Genomic DNA, 15,832 nt, shown 5'->3' with positions numbered 1-15,832 from the left:
CGATGGAGACGAACCCCTACAACACCGGGCTGGATCGCACCCCCGCGAATTTTCAGCCCCTGACGCCGCTGACCTTCCTCGAACGGGCGGCCAGCGTCTTTCCAGACCACATCGCGATCGTGCATGGCGCGATGCGCCGCCGCTACGCCGATTTCTACCGCCGGTCGCGACAGCTTGGCTCCGCCCTGACGCAAGCAGGCATCGGACGCGGCGACACGGTGTCCGCGCTGCTGGCGAACACGCCCGCGATGCTGGAGTGTCATTACGGCGTGCCGATGTGCGGCGCGGTCCTGCATTCGATCAACACCCGCCTGGATGCCAAGACCATCGCGTTCCAGCTCGATCATGCGCGGTCGAGGATCGTGATCGTGGATCGGGAATTCATGCCCGTGTTGGACGAGGCGCTGGCGCGTGTCAGTGTCGCCCCCCTTGTCATCCAATACGATGATCCTGAATTCACCGGACCCGACACAGGCCGCAGCGCGCCCGACTACGAGGCGTTCCTGTCCGGGGGCGACCCTGATTTCGCCTGGCTCATGCCCGAGGATGAATGGGACGCGATTTCGATCAACTACACCTCCGGCACCACTGGCGACCCCAAGGGCGTCGTGTCGCATCACCGTGGCGCGTACCTGCTGGCGCAGGGCAACGCGCTGACGACGTCGATGCGCAAACATGCCGTGTACCTTTGGACGCTGCCGATGTTTCACTGCAACGGATGGTGTTTTCCCTGGACGCTGTCCGCGATCGTCGGCACCCATGTCTGCCTGCGCCAGGTGCGGGCCGAACCGATCTGGAACGCGCTGGCAGACGAAGGCGTGACCCACCTGTGCGGTGCGCCGATCGTGATGTCGCTGATGATCTCGGCGCCCGCTGCCGTCAAACGCGACCTCGACCGCAGCGTGCAGGTCTTTACCGCGGCCGCGCCACCGCCCGAAAAGCTTCTGGCGGACATGAAGGCCGCGGGCTTTGACGTCACCCATCTCTACGGGCTGACCGAAACCTATGGCCCCGCCGTCGTCAACGACTGGCACGAAAGCTGGTCCGATCTGGCGCCCGCCGCGCAGGCCACGCTGAAATCCCGGCAGGGCGTGCGCTATCTGCCACTGGAACAACTTGACGTGCTCGACCCCGAAACGATGCGCCCGGTGCCGCGCGACGGCACGACGATGGGCGAGGTCATGTTTCGCGGAAACGTCGTGATGAAAGGCTATTTCCGCAATCCCAAGGCGACGCAGGAGGCCTTTGCGGGCGGCTGGTTTCACTCCGGCGACCTTGGCGTGATGCATCCCGACGGCTACATCCAGCTCAAGGACCGATCGAAAGACATCATCATCTCCGGCGGAGAGAATATTTCCTCCATCGAGGTGGAAGAGGTGCTTTACCGGCATCGCGCCGTGGAGGTCGCGGCGGTCGTAGCCATGCCCCATGATAAATGGGGCGAAGCGCCTTGCGCCTTTGTCGAACTTGCCGTCGGTGTGCAGGCGGATGCGAACATGCTGCGCGACTGGTGCCGGGAGCATCTGGCGCACTACAAGGTCCCCGGTCATTTCGTGTTCATGCAGATCCCCAGGACATCGACCGGCAAGATCCAGAAATTCGCCCTGCGCGAACAGGCGCGCGCATTCGCGGGCTGACGGCGCCGGGCCCAGGCTGGCGCAGCGATCCACCCCCGAAGGGTCCTGCGCCGCCGGTCGCTATGCCCAGTCCGCCGAGGTCAGCCCCAGCTTCTTGATCCGCGAATACAGCGTGGTCGCCTGAATGCCGAGAAGCGCGGCGGCGCCATCTTCTCCCGCGACCTTGCCGCCGGTTTCGCGCAGGCAGGCGATGAGGTTCGCGATCATGATGCCGTCAATGTCCGCTTGGGTCAGCAGCGTGCTGCGGCTGCGGTTGCTGGCGACGGGGGCGACATTGATTTCAACCTTGAGCTTGTCGACGGTCGAGACGATGGCGCCGCGTTCGATCACGTTGGCCAGTTCACGCACATTTCCCGGCCAGTCGTATTTCTTGAGGCGCCGTATCGTGCCTTCGGTGATGGACGGGGGCGCGCGGTTCAGGCGCTTGCAGGCCAGGCCGAGCAAATGCGCGCAAAGCGGCGGGATGTCGTCGGGACGATCGCGCAGCGGGGTGCAGTGTATGGGGAACACCGACAGGTAGAAGAACAGGTCCTGCCGGAAGCGGCCCGCCTGCACTTCGCGCTCCAGATTGCGGCTGGTCGAGGCGATGACACGCACGTTGACGTCGCGCGACCGGGTGTCGCCAAGGCGGCTGACCTCGTGAGACTGCAACGCGGTCAGCAGCTTGCCCTGAACCTCCAGGGGGATCTCCGTCACCTCGTCCAGAAACAGCGTGCCGCCATTTGCCAGCTCCAACGCGCCCGCCTTGTCCTGGCGGGCATTGGCGTTGGCGCCGCGGACATGCCCGAAAAGCTCGACTTCGGTCATGTCGTGGGTGACGGAACCGCATTGGAAGTGAATGAGCGGCCTGCGCCGCAGATCGCTGTCTTTATGGATCGCCGAGGCCACAAGCGACTTTCCGGTGCCCGGCTCTCCGGTGATCAGGATGTTGGCCGACGTCCGGGACACCAGTTCAACCCGCGCCAGCAGGGCGCGCGTCGCCGGAGACCCGCCAACGATGTCGTGATGGGCCCGCTCGATGCTGATCGCCTCCTGAAGATAGGTGTTCTCCTGTTCAAGCTGGTCGCGCAGCGCGGCAACCTCGTCCATCGCTTCGCGCAGACGCCGTTCGTTTTCCTTGCGTTCCGTGATATCGCGAAAGATCACGACGGCCCCGGCAAGCTGGGCGTGGTCGTAGATCGGCGTGGACACGTATTCGACCCGGATGGGTTTGCCGTCCTTGCGCCAGAACACCTCGTCCTCGATGCGGCTGACTTCCTCGTGGCGGAAGGATTGATAGATCGGGCAATCGTGCGAGGGGTAGTGATCGCCGTTCAGGTGATGGTGATGGATCATGGAATGGATGTCGCGCCCGAGCAGATCGTCGACGGTCCATCCCAGCATTTCCTGGGCCGCCCGGTTGACGAACGTGGTCTTGCCATCCGCGTTCACGCCATAGATCCCCTCTCCGGCGGCGTTCAGGATCAATTGATTCTGATGTTCGAGTTCGGAGAAAAACACCTGCGCGCGCTGCCACTCCATCAGGCCGCCGCGTTGTATCTTCGCATCTTCCATCCGCCGCGCCCGACGGTCGAGCTGATCGAGGTCGAGAAAGACAAGCATGACCCTGTCTTCGCGCTCAGACAGCTTTGCGCCCCTGATTTCGCAGTGCAAAGACTGGCCGCCTGCCGTCCTGAGATCCACGCTGCGCGTCCAGGCGGTGCCCCGGTACAGGATTTCCTCAAGAAAAAGCAGCATGCCCTGAAGCGCGTCGTCGAGGAAAGGGACGAAGGGCCGACCATCCAGCGCGGGCGCCTGGAACAGATGCACGGCTTGCGGGTTGGCCGCCGTGATCCTGTCATGCTCAAGATCGAGGATCAGCGCCGGCGCAACGTTCAGCCCAATCAGTGAATCGGTGTTTATCGATGCCGCACCCATGGGGTCAGAGTGTCTGTCGAAGGCTCAGACTTCAATACGAAATATCGTAAGTTACGAAATATCGTAATATTTTCTCAAAGGCGAGTTCACTTTATCTCATAATTACAGATAGTTAACATTGACGAAGATTTTTCACTTCCCTCTTTCCTCTGACGGCTCGCTGCCACACCATTGGCGGCAAGCACAACAGGAGATGGATGATGTCGTCGAAAAGCTTGGGTAATCCCTATTCCGAAAAAACCGACCTGCGCCATGGCGCGGAATGTGGATGTTCGTCTTGCGCGGGCGGCGGCACGCATGCCACATCCGCCGCCGGCCCGGACCTGGCCACACGCGAAGGCATGCTGGAACGCGCCGTCGAAAGCGCGATCGTCCGGTCGGTTTTCGGCCACAGCGACATCGGGCGCCGGTCGTTCATGGGCATGATGGGCGGAACCACGGTGGCCGCGGCGCTGGCGTCGGTCTTTCCCATGGACGCGGCCAAGGCGGCGATCCTCGACAATCTTGGGCCGCCCGAAAAGACCGACCTGAACATCGGCTTCGTTCCGATCACCTGCGCCACGCCGATCATCATGGCGCAGCCGCTCGGCTTTTACGAACGCTACGGCCTGAATGCACAGGTCATCAAGACTGCTGGCTGGGCCGTGGCCCGAGACAAGTCGCTGGCGGGCGAATACGACGCCAGTCACATGCTGACACCGATGCCGCTGGCGATGACGCTGGGTGCGGGATCGGTCGCCGAGCCCTACATCATGCCCGCCGTCGAGAACATCAACGGTCAGGCCATCGTCCTGTCGAACGAGCATCTGGACAAGCGCGACCCCAAGCAGTGGAAAGGCTTCACCTTCGGCGTGCCGTTCGAATATTCGATGCACAACTTCCTGTTGCGCTACTACGTGGCCGAATTCGGCCTGGACCCGGATGTCGATATCCAGATCCGCGTCGTGCCGCCGCCCGAGATGGTCGCGAACCTGCGCGCCGGGAACCTCGACGGGTATCTGTCGCCCGATCCCTTCAACCAGCGCGCGGTCTACGAGGGCATCGGCTTCCTGCACATCCTGACCAAGGAGATCTGGGAGGGCCACCCGTGCTGCGCATTCGCCGCGCCCCTGAGCTTTGCGACCGAATTGCCCAACACCTACGGCGCGCTGCTCAAGTCGATCATCGACGCGACGCAATACGCCTCCAAGGCCGAAAACCGCAAGGAAATCTCGGAAGCCATCGCGCCGACCAACTACCTGAACCAGCCGGTGACCGTGATCGAACAGGTCCTGACCGGGACCTATGCGGACGGGTTGGGCGAAGTGAAGCAGGTGCCCGACCGGATCGATTTCGATCCCTTCCCCTGGCACTCCATGGGGGTGTGGATCCTGACCCAGATGAAGCGGTGGGGCTATATCGAGGGGGATGTGGATTACAAGAGCGTGGCCGAGCAGGTGTACCTTGCCGCGGACGCCAAGAAGGTGATGGAAGACTTGGGCTACGACGCGCCCGACGTCACCTACAAGTCGCACACGATCATGGGCAAGACCTTCGATCCGGCAACGCCCGAAGACTACGTGAAAAGCTTTGCGATAGGAAAGGGCTGACCCATGGAACGGTTGTCACTCAACCAACGCGCGGCGATCCTGTCCATCCTGATGCTGGTGGTGGGGCTCCTTGTATGGGAGCTTTCCATCCCGGCGCAGAAAGCGGTCGGCGAGTTGACGGAATACGAAAGACTGACCGGGGGCGGTCAGCCCAAAGCCGGTGTGCCGCCCCCGAGCCAGGTGATCGCCAAGGCCTGGGAGCAGCTCTCCAATCCGTTCTACGACGCGGGCCCCAACGACAAGGGCATCGGGATCCAGATCGGGTACTCGATCTACCGGGTGCTGTCGGGATACATCCTCGCCGCGGCGCTGGCTATTCCGCTGGGCTTTCTCATCGGCATGTCGCCGGTCGCGTACAAGGCGCTGAACCCGTTCATCCAGGTTCTGCGGCCCATCTCGCCGCTGGCGTGGATGCCGCTGGCGCTTTTCATCATCCAGGACAGCGAGGCCTCCGCGATATTCGTGATCTTCATCTGTTCGATCTGGCCGATGCTGCTCAACACCGCCTTTGGCGTGGCGGCGGTCAGGTCGGACTGGGTGAATGTCGCCAGAACCCATGAACTGGGCCACTTGCGCACGGCCTTTCTGGTCATCCTGCCGGCCGCGGCGCCCACCATCGTGACCGGCATGCGCATTTCCATCGGGATCGCGTGGCTGGTGATCGTCGCCGCCGAGATGCTCGTTGGGGGAACCGGGATCGGCTATTACGTGTGGAACGAGTGGAACAACCTCGATCTTACCTCAGTCATCTTTTCAATCTTCATGATCGGCGTCGTCGGCATGGCTCTGGATTCGGCCTTTGGCCTGCTCCAGCGCGCCGTGTCCTACGTTGAATAGGAGCAGTCATGCCCAAACCTTTCCTCAGCATCGAGAACCTGACCCAAGTCTATCCTGACGGTCAGGGCGGTCAGATGACCGTGTTTGAAAACGCCACATTCGGCGTGGAAAAGGGTGAGTTCGTCGTCATCCTCGGCCACTCCGGCTGCGGCAAATCCACGATCATGAACATCCTGGCGGGACTGGCCGACCCAACCAGCGGCGTGGTCAAGATGAACGGCTACGAAGTGTCGGGGCCCAGCCTGGACCGCGGCGTGGTGTTTCAGAACTATTCCCTGCTGCCGTGGCTATCGACGTTGAAAAACGTGACTTTCGGCGTGTCGGCACGCCATCCCGACTGGTCCCGGCAGCAGGTGATCGATCACTCCAAGACATTCCTCGCGCTGGTCGGGCTGGAAGGGGACGTGGTTTACCGCAAACCAAGCCAGTTGTCGGGCGGCATGCGCCAGCGTGTGTCCATCGCGCGGGCCTTTGCCAATCACCCCGAGCTGCTGCTGCTCGACGAACCGTTCGGGGCGCTGGATGCCCTGACGCGGGGCACCATTCAGGATGAGCTGCTCAAGATCTGGAGCGGCACGGAGCAGACGGTGTTCATGATCACCCATGACATCGACGAGGCTATTCTGCTGGCCGACCGCATCCTGCTGATGACCAACGGCCCCTATGCGCGCGTGGCGGAATCGGTTGAAATCACCATTCCACGGCCCCGTGTCCGCAGCCAGATCGTCGAGCACCCGAATTACTACGCGATCCGAAATCACCTGGTGCACTTTTTGGCCGAACGCTCGAAAGAACTGGCGGGCCAGAACGATGACCGGTCGAACGCCCCCCAGACCATCAGGATCGACACGACCCAACCTTCCGGGACAGGCGATCCCGATACCCCCCGAAACCTGCGCGCCGTGAACACCTGATTACCTGCGCACACATCCAAGACCGAGAGGTAAGACCACCAATGAAAGATGCCGTTGAGATGACCGACATGATGACCAAGGAAGATGTCACCGCGATGATCCTGTCCGCCAAACGCAGTTCTGGCATGACCTGGGAGGACATCGCCGCGAAAATCGACATGTCGCCGGTCTGGACCCATTCCGCCGCGATGGGCATGAACGCGATGCCCAAGGACAAGGCCGAGGCCCTGTCGAGTGTGATGGGCCTGCCGCAGGAGGCCGCGCTTGTGCTGGCGGAAAGCCCGACGAAAATCTGGGAGCAGGCCGTACCGACAGACCCGTGCATTTACCGCCTCTACGAGATCGTGGGCGTGTACGGACCGACGATCAAGGCGATCATCCAGGAAAAATTCGGCGACGGGATCATGTCGGCGATCGATTTCGACATGCAGATCACACGCGTCGAACATCCCAAGGGCGACCGCGTCAAGATCGAGATGTCGGGGAAGTACCTTGGGTACAATTCCTGGTAGGTCAGCGATCTCATGCGCGCCGGGTTGCTGGCGCGCATGCCCCTTTGAGCACCGATTGACGCCACCCGCCGCCGGTGGACGACGCGACCCGTGCACCTGGGCTGCGACCGCCCGGCACAAACGCGGCGGCGCGTCGCCGGCAGGCTGAGCGCCGCGCAAATTGCTCTCGACGGGGGCTTTGCGCAGAGAAACGGCCTGCGCTGCGCCATTACGACAAGCTATTTCACCGCTCCGCCCGTCTCAGGCCCGATCGGCCAGACCGGCGACAGCAACCCCGCGTTGCCCTTGCACAATCGGCTGTGTTCAAGTTACTAATCGGTATCTTATCCTACCCTCCAAAACCGATTGTGACCCGATGCCCGCCGACCCCCGCTTTTTCACTCTGCCGGCGATCTGTCGCAAGACAGCCAGCCCGCCGCTGACGCATCCGGACAGGGGGCCGCGCGCGGCCCCGCACGGTCCGGATCCCGCCCGCTGCGCGGCGGGCATGCCGCGATGACGCTGACCGCGCGGGGGATGGGCCAGCAGCCGATCGGCCATCGGGGCACGCGGTGCGCCCACGCCCGTGAGGGCGCGCGCCGCCTGCGGGCGGCCCCCACCCCGAACACCACCGAAAGGAAGGCGTGACATGCCCCGCCAATTCATCGACATCTCCGTCGCGCTGGATGCAGACCTGATATCCGACCCGCCAATGATCCAACCCGACATCGAATACCTCGACCATCGTCAGACCGGCGATCAGGTGGCCTCGTTCTTTCCGGGCCTGCGCCGCGATCAACTGCCCGACGGCGAAGGCTGGGCCATCGAAAGGCTTCGGATCGCGACTCATAACGGCACCCATCTTGATGCGCCCTACCACCATCATTCGACGATGAACCGCGCCTTGACCGAGGGTGGCGAGCCCGCCGCCACCATCGATGAGGTGCCGCTGGAATGGTGTTTTTCGAACGGCGTCAAACTGGATTTCCGGCATTTTCCAGATGGCTATGTCGCGACGCCCGGCGACGTCGAAGCCGAGCTGAAACGCATCGGCCACGACATCGCGCCGCTTGACATCGTGGTGGTCAATACCTGCGCCGCCGCGCATTACGGGCAGGACGATTACATCCACCGCGGATGCGGCATGGGCCTAGACGCGACGCTTTGGCTGCTGGAGCGCGGCGTGCGGGTCACGGGCACGGACGCGTGGTCCTGGGACGCGCCGTTCTCGCTGACCGCGGCGCGATGGGCGCGCGATCACGATCCGTCGATCATCTGGGAGGGGCACCGCGCATCGATCGAAATCGGCTATTGCCACATGGAAAAGCTCGCCAACCTCGACCGGCTGCCCGATCACGGCTTCGAAATTTCGTGCTTTCCCTACAAGATCAAACGCGCCTCCGCCGGCTTCACCCGCGCTGTCGCCATCATCGAAGAGGCTTGAGATGCGGCTGGGCACGGTGGTTCGCGACGGACGGCAGATCGTGGTCGCCGCGACAAGGGACGGTCTGGTCGATCTGACCGGGGCCTGCGGATTTGCAGACATGATGGCGGTGATCGACGGCGGCGGTGCCGCGCTTGACGCCGCCCGCGCGGCGATGGCACAGGCCCCCCGGATCGACATCGCCTCGGCAGAGTTCCGCGCCCCGCTGCAACCGGCGCAGCTGCGCGACTGCCTTGCTTTCGAGGCGCATCTGCTGAACGCCTTTGCGCAGGCTCGCAAGTTGACGGGCCGCGCCTTCGACATTCCCCCGGTCTGGTACGAGCAGCCGATCTATTACAAATCCAACCGGTTTTCGGTGATCGGTCACGGTCAGGACGTGATCTGGCCCGGCTACAGCCGGATGATGGACCTCGAACTGGAACTGGCCGTGGTGATCGGCAAGGGCGGCCGCGACATCAGCGAGGCGCGGGCACCGGATCACATCTTCGGCTACACGATCTTCAACGACATGACCGCGCGCGATGCGCAGATGGCCGAAATGGCCGGGCAGCTTGGCCCCGCCAAGGGCAAGGATTTCGACACCGGCAACATCCTTGGCCCCTTCATCCTGACCGCGGACGAGGTGCCACACCCGGCGGCGCTGGATATGCGGGTGTCGGTGAACGGTACGCTTTGGGGCGGTGGCAATTCCCGTGACATGCACCACGATTTCGCCCGGATCATCGCCCATGTATCGGCCAGCGAAACGCTGCATCCCGGTGAGGTCATCGGATCCGGGACCGTCGGCACCGGCTGCGGGCTGGAACTGGGTCGATACCTCGACGACGGCGACAGGATGGACCTGACGATCGAGGGCATCGGAACATTGAGCAACCGTATCGTCAAACGGGCCGAAGTCAGCCGGCAGGACCGCGACCAGTCCTGATCGACCGATCGCGACTGCGCCCGGCGGCGGAGCATGCAACGTCGGACTTCGGTCTTGTGACGACCGCCCGTGGCCCCCGGCTGTCCCGAGCGTGCCGGCGGAGCGTGCAAGAGAGGAAGACGCGGGCCCTCTAGACCTCATGGTTCAGACCGCCCGGCGAAGTTGAAGGCGCAGCAGTGCCCTGTTCGCCAGGCCAACAAAAGGCTTGCGCGACTCATGCGATACCATTTATTAACTAACAGATGGTTATTAACTCAAACTCCAGCGCGACCCCTGCCAGCCTGCGGAAAACGCACCGCGGCATGATCCTGTCGCGCATCCAGTCGGAACCGGGCATCTCAAGAGCCGAGCTTGCGCGTATGTGCGGCTTTTCCGAAATGGCCGCGACCCGCATCGTCAGAGAGCTGCTGACTGCCAATATAATCGAGGAATCCAACGCCAAGGGCAAAGCCGCCAAGAAACACATCGGCAGGCCCAAGACCGGCCTGCGGATCAGAAAGGACGGGTTGTTTGCCGTTGGCATTACCGTGTCGGCCTATCACTCCGAGGTATCGATCTGCGACGCGGACGGCCGGCTTTGTGCCAGCGACCGGCTTGAGAATGTCTCGCTCGACAGCGTTTCCGAAGCCGCCCAGTTCTATGCGAAGGCCCTGCGCGATCTGATCGTTTCGTCCGGTGTGAACGTCGATCTCATCGTGGGCGTGGGCGTGGCGCTGTCGGCCATCACGGCCCCGGAACGCGGAGAGATCGTCGCGTCGGAGTATTTTGGCTGGGCGAACGACCAAGGGCAGTTCTGCCGGGAAATCCAGCAGATCATCCACCTGCCCGTCGAAATCGAAAACATCAGCAACGCACTGGCAATCGCTGAAATGCGGTTTGGCGCCGCGCGGGACGTTGCCGATTTCACGCTGATCCATGTCGCAACATTTGTCGGTGCCGGCATCGTCTCCGGCCACAGGCTGGTGCGAGGCGATACCAACGTATCCGGTCGCCTGGGGCATTTCCGATCCGACGAACGGCCGCTGATCTGCACCTGTGGGCGACGCGACTGCCTCAACCTGTCTGCCGCCGGTTTCGGCATCCTGTCGCGGATGGGACAACTGGACCACCTCACCTTCGATACGTCGAAACTGACATTCTATGCGGATTCGCTTCTGGCCGCGCTCGAAGACGAAACTGCGGCCGACCTGGTGGCAGAGGCCGGCGCACAGCTCGCGCCCGCGCTGGACTGCATCGGCAATCTGCTCAGGCCCACGATGATTGTCCTGAGCGGATACCTGGGTGCAAACAAGGACTACTACCGGTCCGTCAAGACAACATTGGCGACGCAGTTCGATCACAACCCAAAGACCTCCTTCAGGTTGGTCAGAGGGACGATATCATCGGTTGAAGCGGCCGCTTTGCTTGCGTTGCATTCCCTGTGCTACTCCGACCGGCTTGACTACGATCGCTTTGCCCGCGTCGCCGAGCAATCTCAGGGTGAAACTTATGGGTAACGCGCTGCGGTCGAGGCTGCTTCCCCTGGTCATAGCCGCCTGCGCGGTCGCACTGGTCGCCTTGACGCTTTATACTGCATTCTTCGGCGTCTTCCCGGATGGGCTGCAACGCAGTGCGCATCTGCTGCTGGTGATGATCATGGTCTTTGCCATGGCCTTTCAATCGACGCTCGCCTCCGAGACGCAGGCGCGCGGCGGACTGACGCTCATCATGCGCAGGGTCTGGGTGATCGCTGCGGCAACGGGTGGCGCGGTCGCCACGGGTCATCAGCTGTTCAATTTCGATGCGATCAACGACCGCTATGGGTCGATCACATCCTACGAGATCGTCTTTGGCGCTTTCCTGGTCGTGGCGCTGTTCGATGCCTGCCGCAGGACCATCGGCTGGCCGATCGTCATCCTGGCCAGCCTGTTCATATGCTATGGTCTGTTCGGGGCCTACCTGCCCGATCCGATCGCGCACCGGGGCTATTCCCTGAAACGGGTCGCGTCGCAGATATACCTGGGCGGCGGCGGCATTTTCGGCACGCCACTGGGGGTCAGCGCAACATTCGTGACCGGCGTGGTCGTGTTGGGCGCCTTGCTGGAAAAAACCGGCGCGGGACAGGTGTTGATGGATTTCGCCACCGCCCTGACGGGCCGGATGCGGGGTGGTCCTGCCAAGGCGGCAGTGGTGGGATCAAGCCTGATGGGCATGATCTCGGGCACGGCAGTGGCCAATGTTCTGACGACCGGCCCGATCTCGATCCCGCTGATGCGCAAAAGCGGCTACCGCAAGGAAGCGGCGGGCGCGATCGAGGCCGTCGCCTCGACCGGTGGTCAGCTCATGCCGCCGGTCATGGGCGCCGCCGCGTTCATCATGGCCGAGTTCACCGAGACCTCCTATCTGACGATTGCCAAGGCGGCCTTCCTGCCGGCCGTGATCTTTTATGCGGTGCTGCTGGCGATGGTCCATTTCGAAGCGGCCAGCCGAAAGATCCCGATCCTGCGGGACGCGGGCTCGGTGACGGACTGGGGATCGATCTTGCGCAGCTCCTATCTCCTGATCCCGCTGCCGGTGTTCATCAGCATGCTGCTGAACGGCTATTCGATCATGCTGTCGTCTTTCTGGGCAATCGTCGCCTCGACGCTGGTCAGCTACCTGAACCGTGCATCCGCCCTGACACCACGGCGCATGGTCGAGACCTGCATCGCCGCCGCGCATGCCGTCATTCCCGTGGCACTGGCCTGCGCCGCCGCGGGGGTGATCATCGGGATCATCACGCTGACGGGGGTCGGGTTGAAATTTTCGACCCTCGTGGTTCTGTTGTCGAACGGATCGCTGCCGCTGGCGCTGGTTCTGACCATGCTGACCTGCCTGGTCCTTGGCATGGGGTTGCCGACGGCAGCCGCGTATATCCTCGTGGCGACACTGGTGGCCCCTGCCCTTGTGGATCTCGGGGTCAGCCTGCTGGCGGCGCATCTTTTCGTGCTCTATTCGGCGATGCTTTCATCGATCACGCCCCCGGTGGCGCTGGCAGCCTATGCGGCGGCTTCGATCGCCAATGGCAATCCGCTCAAGATCGCGGTGCTGGCCTGCCAGTTCGGGATGGCCGCATTCGCGGTCCCGTATTTCTTTGTCTACGACCCCGCCATTCTCGGGATCGACGTGACCTACGCCGAAATCGCCGCGTCCTTCGTCACCGCCATCCTGGGGGGCATTTGCGCAAGCGCGGCGATGCTGGGCTATTTCAGCAACCGCCTGAACCTTCTGGAACGGCTGCTTTTCGCGGGCACCGCCATCTTGTTCATGAACTCGGACTGGCGGATCGACCTTGCCGCCTTTGCCTTGATGGCGGCCTTGGTGTTCTGGTCAAGGCGCGGCACCGCAGCGAAAGACATCACCGAAACGATGTCCGGACAGGATCCGGCAAAGACCATTCATCAGGGAGAGAGAGAATGAGACCAAATCTGAGACACACGCTGTTCGCAGCCGCGACGCTCGTTGCGCCCGCACTGGCGCAGGCCGCCGACTACCTGTCGATCGGGTCCTGCCCGGTGGGATGCGCCGCCTACACCTGGTCGGCGGGCATCGCGGATGTCATCAACAAGAACGTCGACGGCGTGGAGGCCACCGCCGAGGAAACCAAGGGCTATGTCGCCAATATCGCGCTGATGCAGGGCGGCGAGCTGGAAGCGTCGATGGCCACTTCGCTCTCTGCCTACGAGGCCTACACCGCCACCGGCAACTATGCCGGGACCGAGCCGGGCAAGATCATGGCCTGGATGGCGATTGCGCCGGTCGCCATGCACATCATCGCGCTCGATGGCGGGCCGATCAACACCATGGAGGACCTCAAGGGCAAGCGGGTCGGCATGGGCCAACCCGGCGGCGTGTCCATGCTGGACGCCAACGTGGTGATGAACATGATCGCGGGGGATGACTTCGAACCCTTCCGCATTCGCCTGGGCGACATGATCGACGGGCTGAGCGACGGCAACCTTGACGCGGCCCTGTGGAACGGATCGTTCCCGCTGCCGCCGGTCATCAAGCTGAGTGCGCAACGCGACATGAAACTGATCCCGGTCGAGGACGATTTCTTTGAGGCGTTGCGCGCCGAATATCCGCCGTACTTCCGGCTGACCATCCCCGCCGGCACCTACGAGGACGTGACGGTGGACACGCCGACATTCGGCCTGGCCAACGGCTTGGTCATTTCGGCCGACGTGCCCGAGGAACGGGTCTATCTGATGACCAAGGCGATCATGGAGAACCTGGATACGCTGGCCGGTATCCACCCTGCATTCGGCAACATGTCCGCCGACACGATCCTGAACGGTTTCGGGTCGCCCCTGCATCCGGGTGCGTTGCGCTACTACCGCGAAATCGGCGTGCCGGGCATCGAAGACTTCGTCGCCAGAACCGGCGGCTGACCGCACATTCGCCCGCCATCCGGGTTGCCGGGAACGCAGCCCGGATGAAAGATTTCCGAACCGAGGAACCTGCCATGTCCCGCCCCAATATCCTTGTCATTCAAGCCGATCAGATGACCGCGCTTTGCCTGTCGGCCTATGGCAAGCCCTACGCCATCACCCCCAATATCGACAAGCTGGCCGAGAATGGCACGACCTTCACCAACAGCTACTGCAACAACCCGGTGTGCGGCCCCTCGCGCGCCTCGATGATGACCGGGCGGCTGCCGTCAGACGTGGGCGTCTACGACAACGGCGCGGAATTCCTGCCGTCGGAGCCGACATTCGCCCACTACCTGCGCGCGCTTGGCTACAAGACCACCCTGTCGGGCAAGATGCATTTCGTCGGCCCCGACCAGCTGCACGGCTTCGAGGAACGTGTGACCACGGACATCTACCCCTCGGATTTCGCCTGGACCGCCGATTGGGACCAGACCGACGAGCCCTACGCCCCATCGGTCATGAGCCTGCTGAGCGTGGTCGAAGCAGGCCATTGCGAACGCAACCTCCAGATCGACTATGACGAAGAGGTCTTCGCCGCCGCCAAGCAGGAAATGTACAATCACGCCCGGTCGACCGACGACCGCCCCTTCATGCTGCATGTATCCTTTACCCAGCCGCACAACCCCTTTGTCGCCGGCAGGAAATACTGGGACATGTACGAAGGCGTCGATATCCCCGAACCGCAGGTGGCCCATATCCCCTATGAGGACCGCGACCCCTGGGCGCAGCGCTATTACCTGACCATCCGGCAGGACGAATTCGACATCACGCCCGAGCAGCTTTACAAAGCCCGGCGCGGCTATTTCGCGATGGTCACCCATTTCGACGAACTGGTCGGCGGACTGATCGAAACACTGCAAAGCATCGGTCAGCTGGACAACACCTATATCTTCATCACGTCCGACCACGGCGAAATGCTCGGCGAGCGCGGCATGTGGTTCAAGTTCAACCCTTTCGAGGCCTCGATCCGCGTGCCGCTGATCGCGCAGGGGCCGAAATTCAGGGCCGGGCACCGCGAAGAGGCGCTGGCGTCTCTAGTGGACCTTCTGCCGACCTTCACCGATATCGCCAGCGACGGAACCTTCGATGGCTACGCCGCTCCCCACGATGGGCGCAGCCTGCTGAACCTGCCCGAACGCGGCAGCCCGGAGGACAGGATATTCATCGAATTCAACGGCGAAGGGCTCTATGCCCCTGCCCTGATCCTGATCAGGGGCAACATGAAGCTGGTGCACAGCCGCACCGACCCCAAGATGCTCTTCGACCTCGCAGAGGATCCGCTTGAGCTCAATAACCTGGCAGCCGATCCCGCTTACCGACGTGAATTGGACGCCCTGTTCGCCGAGATGATGGCCCGGTGGGACGAAGACGATCTGGATCGGCGCATCAGGGCATCGCAGCGCAAGCGTATCTTTGTGCAATCCGCGATGAAACACGGCCGCTTCCCGTCGTGGGATTTCGGACCGCACTATGATCCCGCCAAGGTCTATGTGCGCGGTGGCAGCGACCCCAGCACGACCGCCACCAAACAGCGCGGGCGCTTTCCCTATGTTCCCGTCACGCCGCCGCAACACCCAAGGCACGCCAAGAAATAAGTGGCGGACCGCCCCCAAGCCGATCAAGATGG

13 protein-coding genes are annotated in these 15,832 nt (G+C 62.8%); 12 read left to right on the top strand and 1 reads right to left on the bottom strand.

The window, feature by feature from the left end; genetic code table 11:
* Positions 1-2 precede the first annotated feature (2 nt).
* Positions 3-1,637, top strand: a complete 1,635-nt coding sequence (locus FDT80_RS17650) for an acyl-CoA synthetase (RefSeq protein WP_138663679.1) — start codon at positions 3-5, stop codon at positions 1,635-1,637.
* 60 nt (positions 1,638-1,697) lie between these two features.
* On the opposite strand, the gene FDT80_RS17645 is transcribed toward FDT80_RS17650, so the two are convergent.
* Positions 1,698-3,158 (bottom strand): sigma-54 interaction domain-containing protein, encoded by a 1,461-nt coding sequence (locus tag FDT80_RS17645; protein ID WP_246039996.1) that lies wholly within the window; start codon positions 3,156-3,158, stop codon positions 1,698-1,700.
* Here FDT80_RS17645 and FDT80_RS19120 point away from each other — a divergent pair.
* From FDT80_RS19120 to betC, 11 genes are all read left to right on the top strand, one after another.
* The gene (locus tag FDT80_RS19120; RefSeq protein ID WP_246039995.1) at positions 3,114-3,527 is read left to right on the top strand and encodes a hypothetical protein; all 414 of its coding nucleotides are present in this window, start codon (positions 3,114-3,116) and stop codon (positions 3,525-3,527) included. The genes FDT80_RS17645 and FDT80_RS19120 overlap by 45 nt on opposite strands.
* Positions 3,528-3,751: 224 nt before the next feature.
* Complete coding sequence (locus FDT80_RS17640; protein WP_246039994.1) at positions 3,752-5,143, top strand: CmpA/NrtA family ABC transporter substrate-binding protein; 1,392 nt, start codon at positions 3,752-3,754, stop codon at positions 5,141-5,143.
* Positions 5,144-5,146: 3 nt separating this feature from the next.
* On the top strand, positions 5,147-5,980 hold the full coding sequence (gene ntrB, locus FDT80_RS17635; protein WP_138663652.1) for a nitrate ABC transporter permease: 834 nt from the start codon (positions 5,147-5,149) through the stop codon (positions 5,978-5,980).
* Positions 5,981-5,988: 8 nt separating this feature from the next.
* A complete protein-coding gene (locus FDT80_RS17630) occupies positions 5,989-6,894 on the top strand; it encodes an ABC transporter ATP-binding protein (protein WP_138663651.1) in 906 nt (301 codons plus the stop codon).
* Between the two features lie 41 nt (positions 6,895-6,935).
* A complete protein-coding gene (gene cynS / locus FDT80_RS17625; RefSeq protein WP_246039993.1) occupies positions 6,936-7,406 on the top strand; it encodes a cyanase in 471 nt (156 codons plus the stop codon).
* Positions 7,407-8,034: 628 nt separating this feature from the next.
* Positions 8,035-8,829 carry a cyclase family protein gene (locus FDT80_RS17620; protein ID WP_138663650.1) on the top strand — a complete coding sequence of 265 codons (795 nt, stop codon included), beginning with the start codon at positions 8,035-8,037 and terminating at the stop codon, positions 8,827-8,829.
* Position 8,830: 1 nt separating this feature from the next.
* Entirely contained in the window at positions 8,831-9,754 is a 924-nt protein-coding gene (locus FDT80_RS17615; protein WP_138663649.1) for a fumarylacetoacetate hydrolase family protein, read from the top strand.
* Between the two features lie 302 nt (positions 9,755-10,056).
* Positions 10,057-11,250, top strand: a complete 1,194-nt coding sequence (locus FDT80_RS17610; RefSeq protein ID WP_170311934.1) for an ROK family transcriptional regulator — start codon at positions 10,057-10,059, stop codon at positions 11,248-11,250.
* A complete protein-coding gene (locus FDT80_RS17605) occupies positions 11,243-13,192 on the top strand; it encodes a TRAP transporter permease (protein WP_138663647.1) in 1,950 nt (649 codons plus the stop codon). Before FDT80_RS17610 ends, FDT80_RS17605 begins: the two co-directional genes overlap by 8 nt.
* On the top strand, positions 13,189-14,163 hold the full coding sequence (locus FDT80_RS17600) for a TAXI family TRAP transporter solute-binding subunit (RefSeq protein WP_138663646.1): 975 nt from the start codon (positions 13,189-13,191) through the stop codon (positions 14,161-14,163). Before FDT80_RS17605 ends, FDT80_RS17600 begins: the two co-directional genes overlap by 4 nt.
* 74 nt (positions 14,164-14,237) lie before the next feature.
* On the top strand, positions 14,238-15,800 hold the full coding sequence (betC, locus tag FDT80_RS17595) for a choline-sulfatase (RefSeq protein ID WP_170311933.1): 1,563 nt from the start codon (positions 14,238-14,240) through the stop codon (positions 15,798-15,800).
* The last annotated feature ends 32 nt before the right edge of the window (positions 15,801-15,832 follow it).

This window comes from Sulfitobacter sabulilitoris (assembly GCF_005887615.1).
GTDB lineage: Bacteria > Pseudomonadota > Alphaproteobacteria > Rhodobacterales > Rhodobacteraceae > Sulfitobacter_E > Sulfitobacter_E sabulilitoris.
This window is presented reverse-complemented; position numbering and strand designations above follow the sequence as displayed.

Coding starts and splice junctions, on each gene's coding strand:
- FDT80_RS17650 (WP_138663679.1), top strand. CDS start 3: ATGGAGACGAACCCCTACAACACCGGGCTGGATCGCACCCCCGCGAAT.
- FDT80_RS19120 (WP_246039995.1), top strand. CDS start 3,114: ATGTTCGAGTTCGGAGAAAAACACCTGCGCGCGCTGCCACTCCATCAG.
- FDT80_RS17645 (WP_246039996.1), bottom strand. CDS start 3,158: ATGGAGTGGCAGCGCGCGCAGGTGTTTTTCTCCGAACTCGAACATCAG.
- FDT80_RS17640 (WP_246039994.1), top strand. CDS start 3,752: ATGATGTCGTCGAAAAGCTTGGGTAATCCCTATTCCGAAAAAACCGAC.
- ntrB (WP_138663652.1), top strand. CDS start 5,147: ATGGAACGGTTGTCACTCAACCAACGCGCGGCGATCCTGTCCATCCTG.
- FDT80_RS17630 (WP_138663651.1), top strand. CDS start 5,989: ATGCCCAAACCTTTCCTCAGCATCGAGAACCTGACCCAAGTCTATCCT.
- cynS (WP_246039993.1), top strand. CDS start 6,936: ATGAAAGATGCCGTTGAGATGACCGACATGATGACCAAGGAAGATGTC.
- FDT80_RS17620 (WP_138663650.1), top strand. CDS start 8,035: ATGCCCCGCCAATTCATCGACATCTCCGTCGCGCTGGATGCAGACCTG.
- FDT80_RS17615 (WP_138663649.1), top strand. CDS start 8,831: ATGCGGCTGGGCACGGTGGTTCGCGACGGACGGCAGATCGTGGTCGCC.
- FDT80_RS17610 (WP_170311934.1), top strand. CDS start 10,057: ATGATCCTGTCGCGCATCCAGTCGGAACCGGGCATCTCAAGAGCCGAG.
- FDT80_RS17605 (WP_138663647.1), top strand. CDS start 11,243: ATGGGTAACGCGCTGCGGTCGAGGCTGCTTCCCCTGGTCATAGCCGCC.
- FDT80_RS17600 (WP_138663646.1), top strand. CDS start 13,189: ATGAGACCAAATCTGAGACACACGCTGTTCGCAGCCGCGACGCTCGTT.
- betC (WP_170311933.1), top strand. CDS start 14,238: ATGTCCCGCCCCAATATCCTTGTCATTCAAGCCGATCAGATGACCGCG.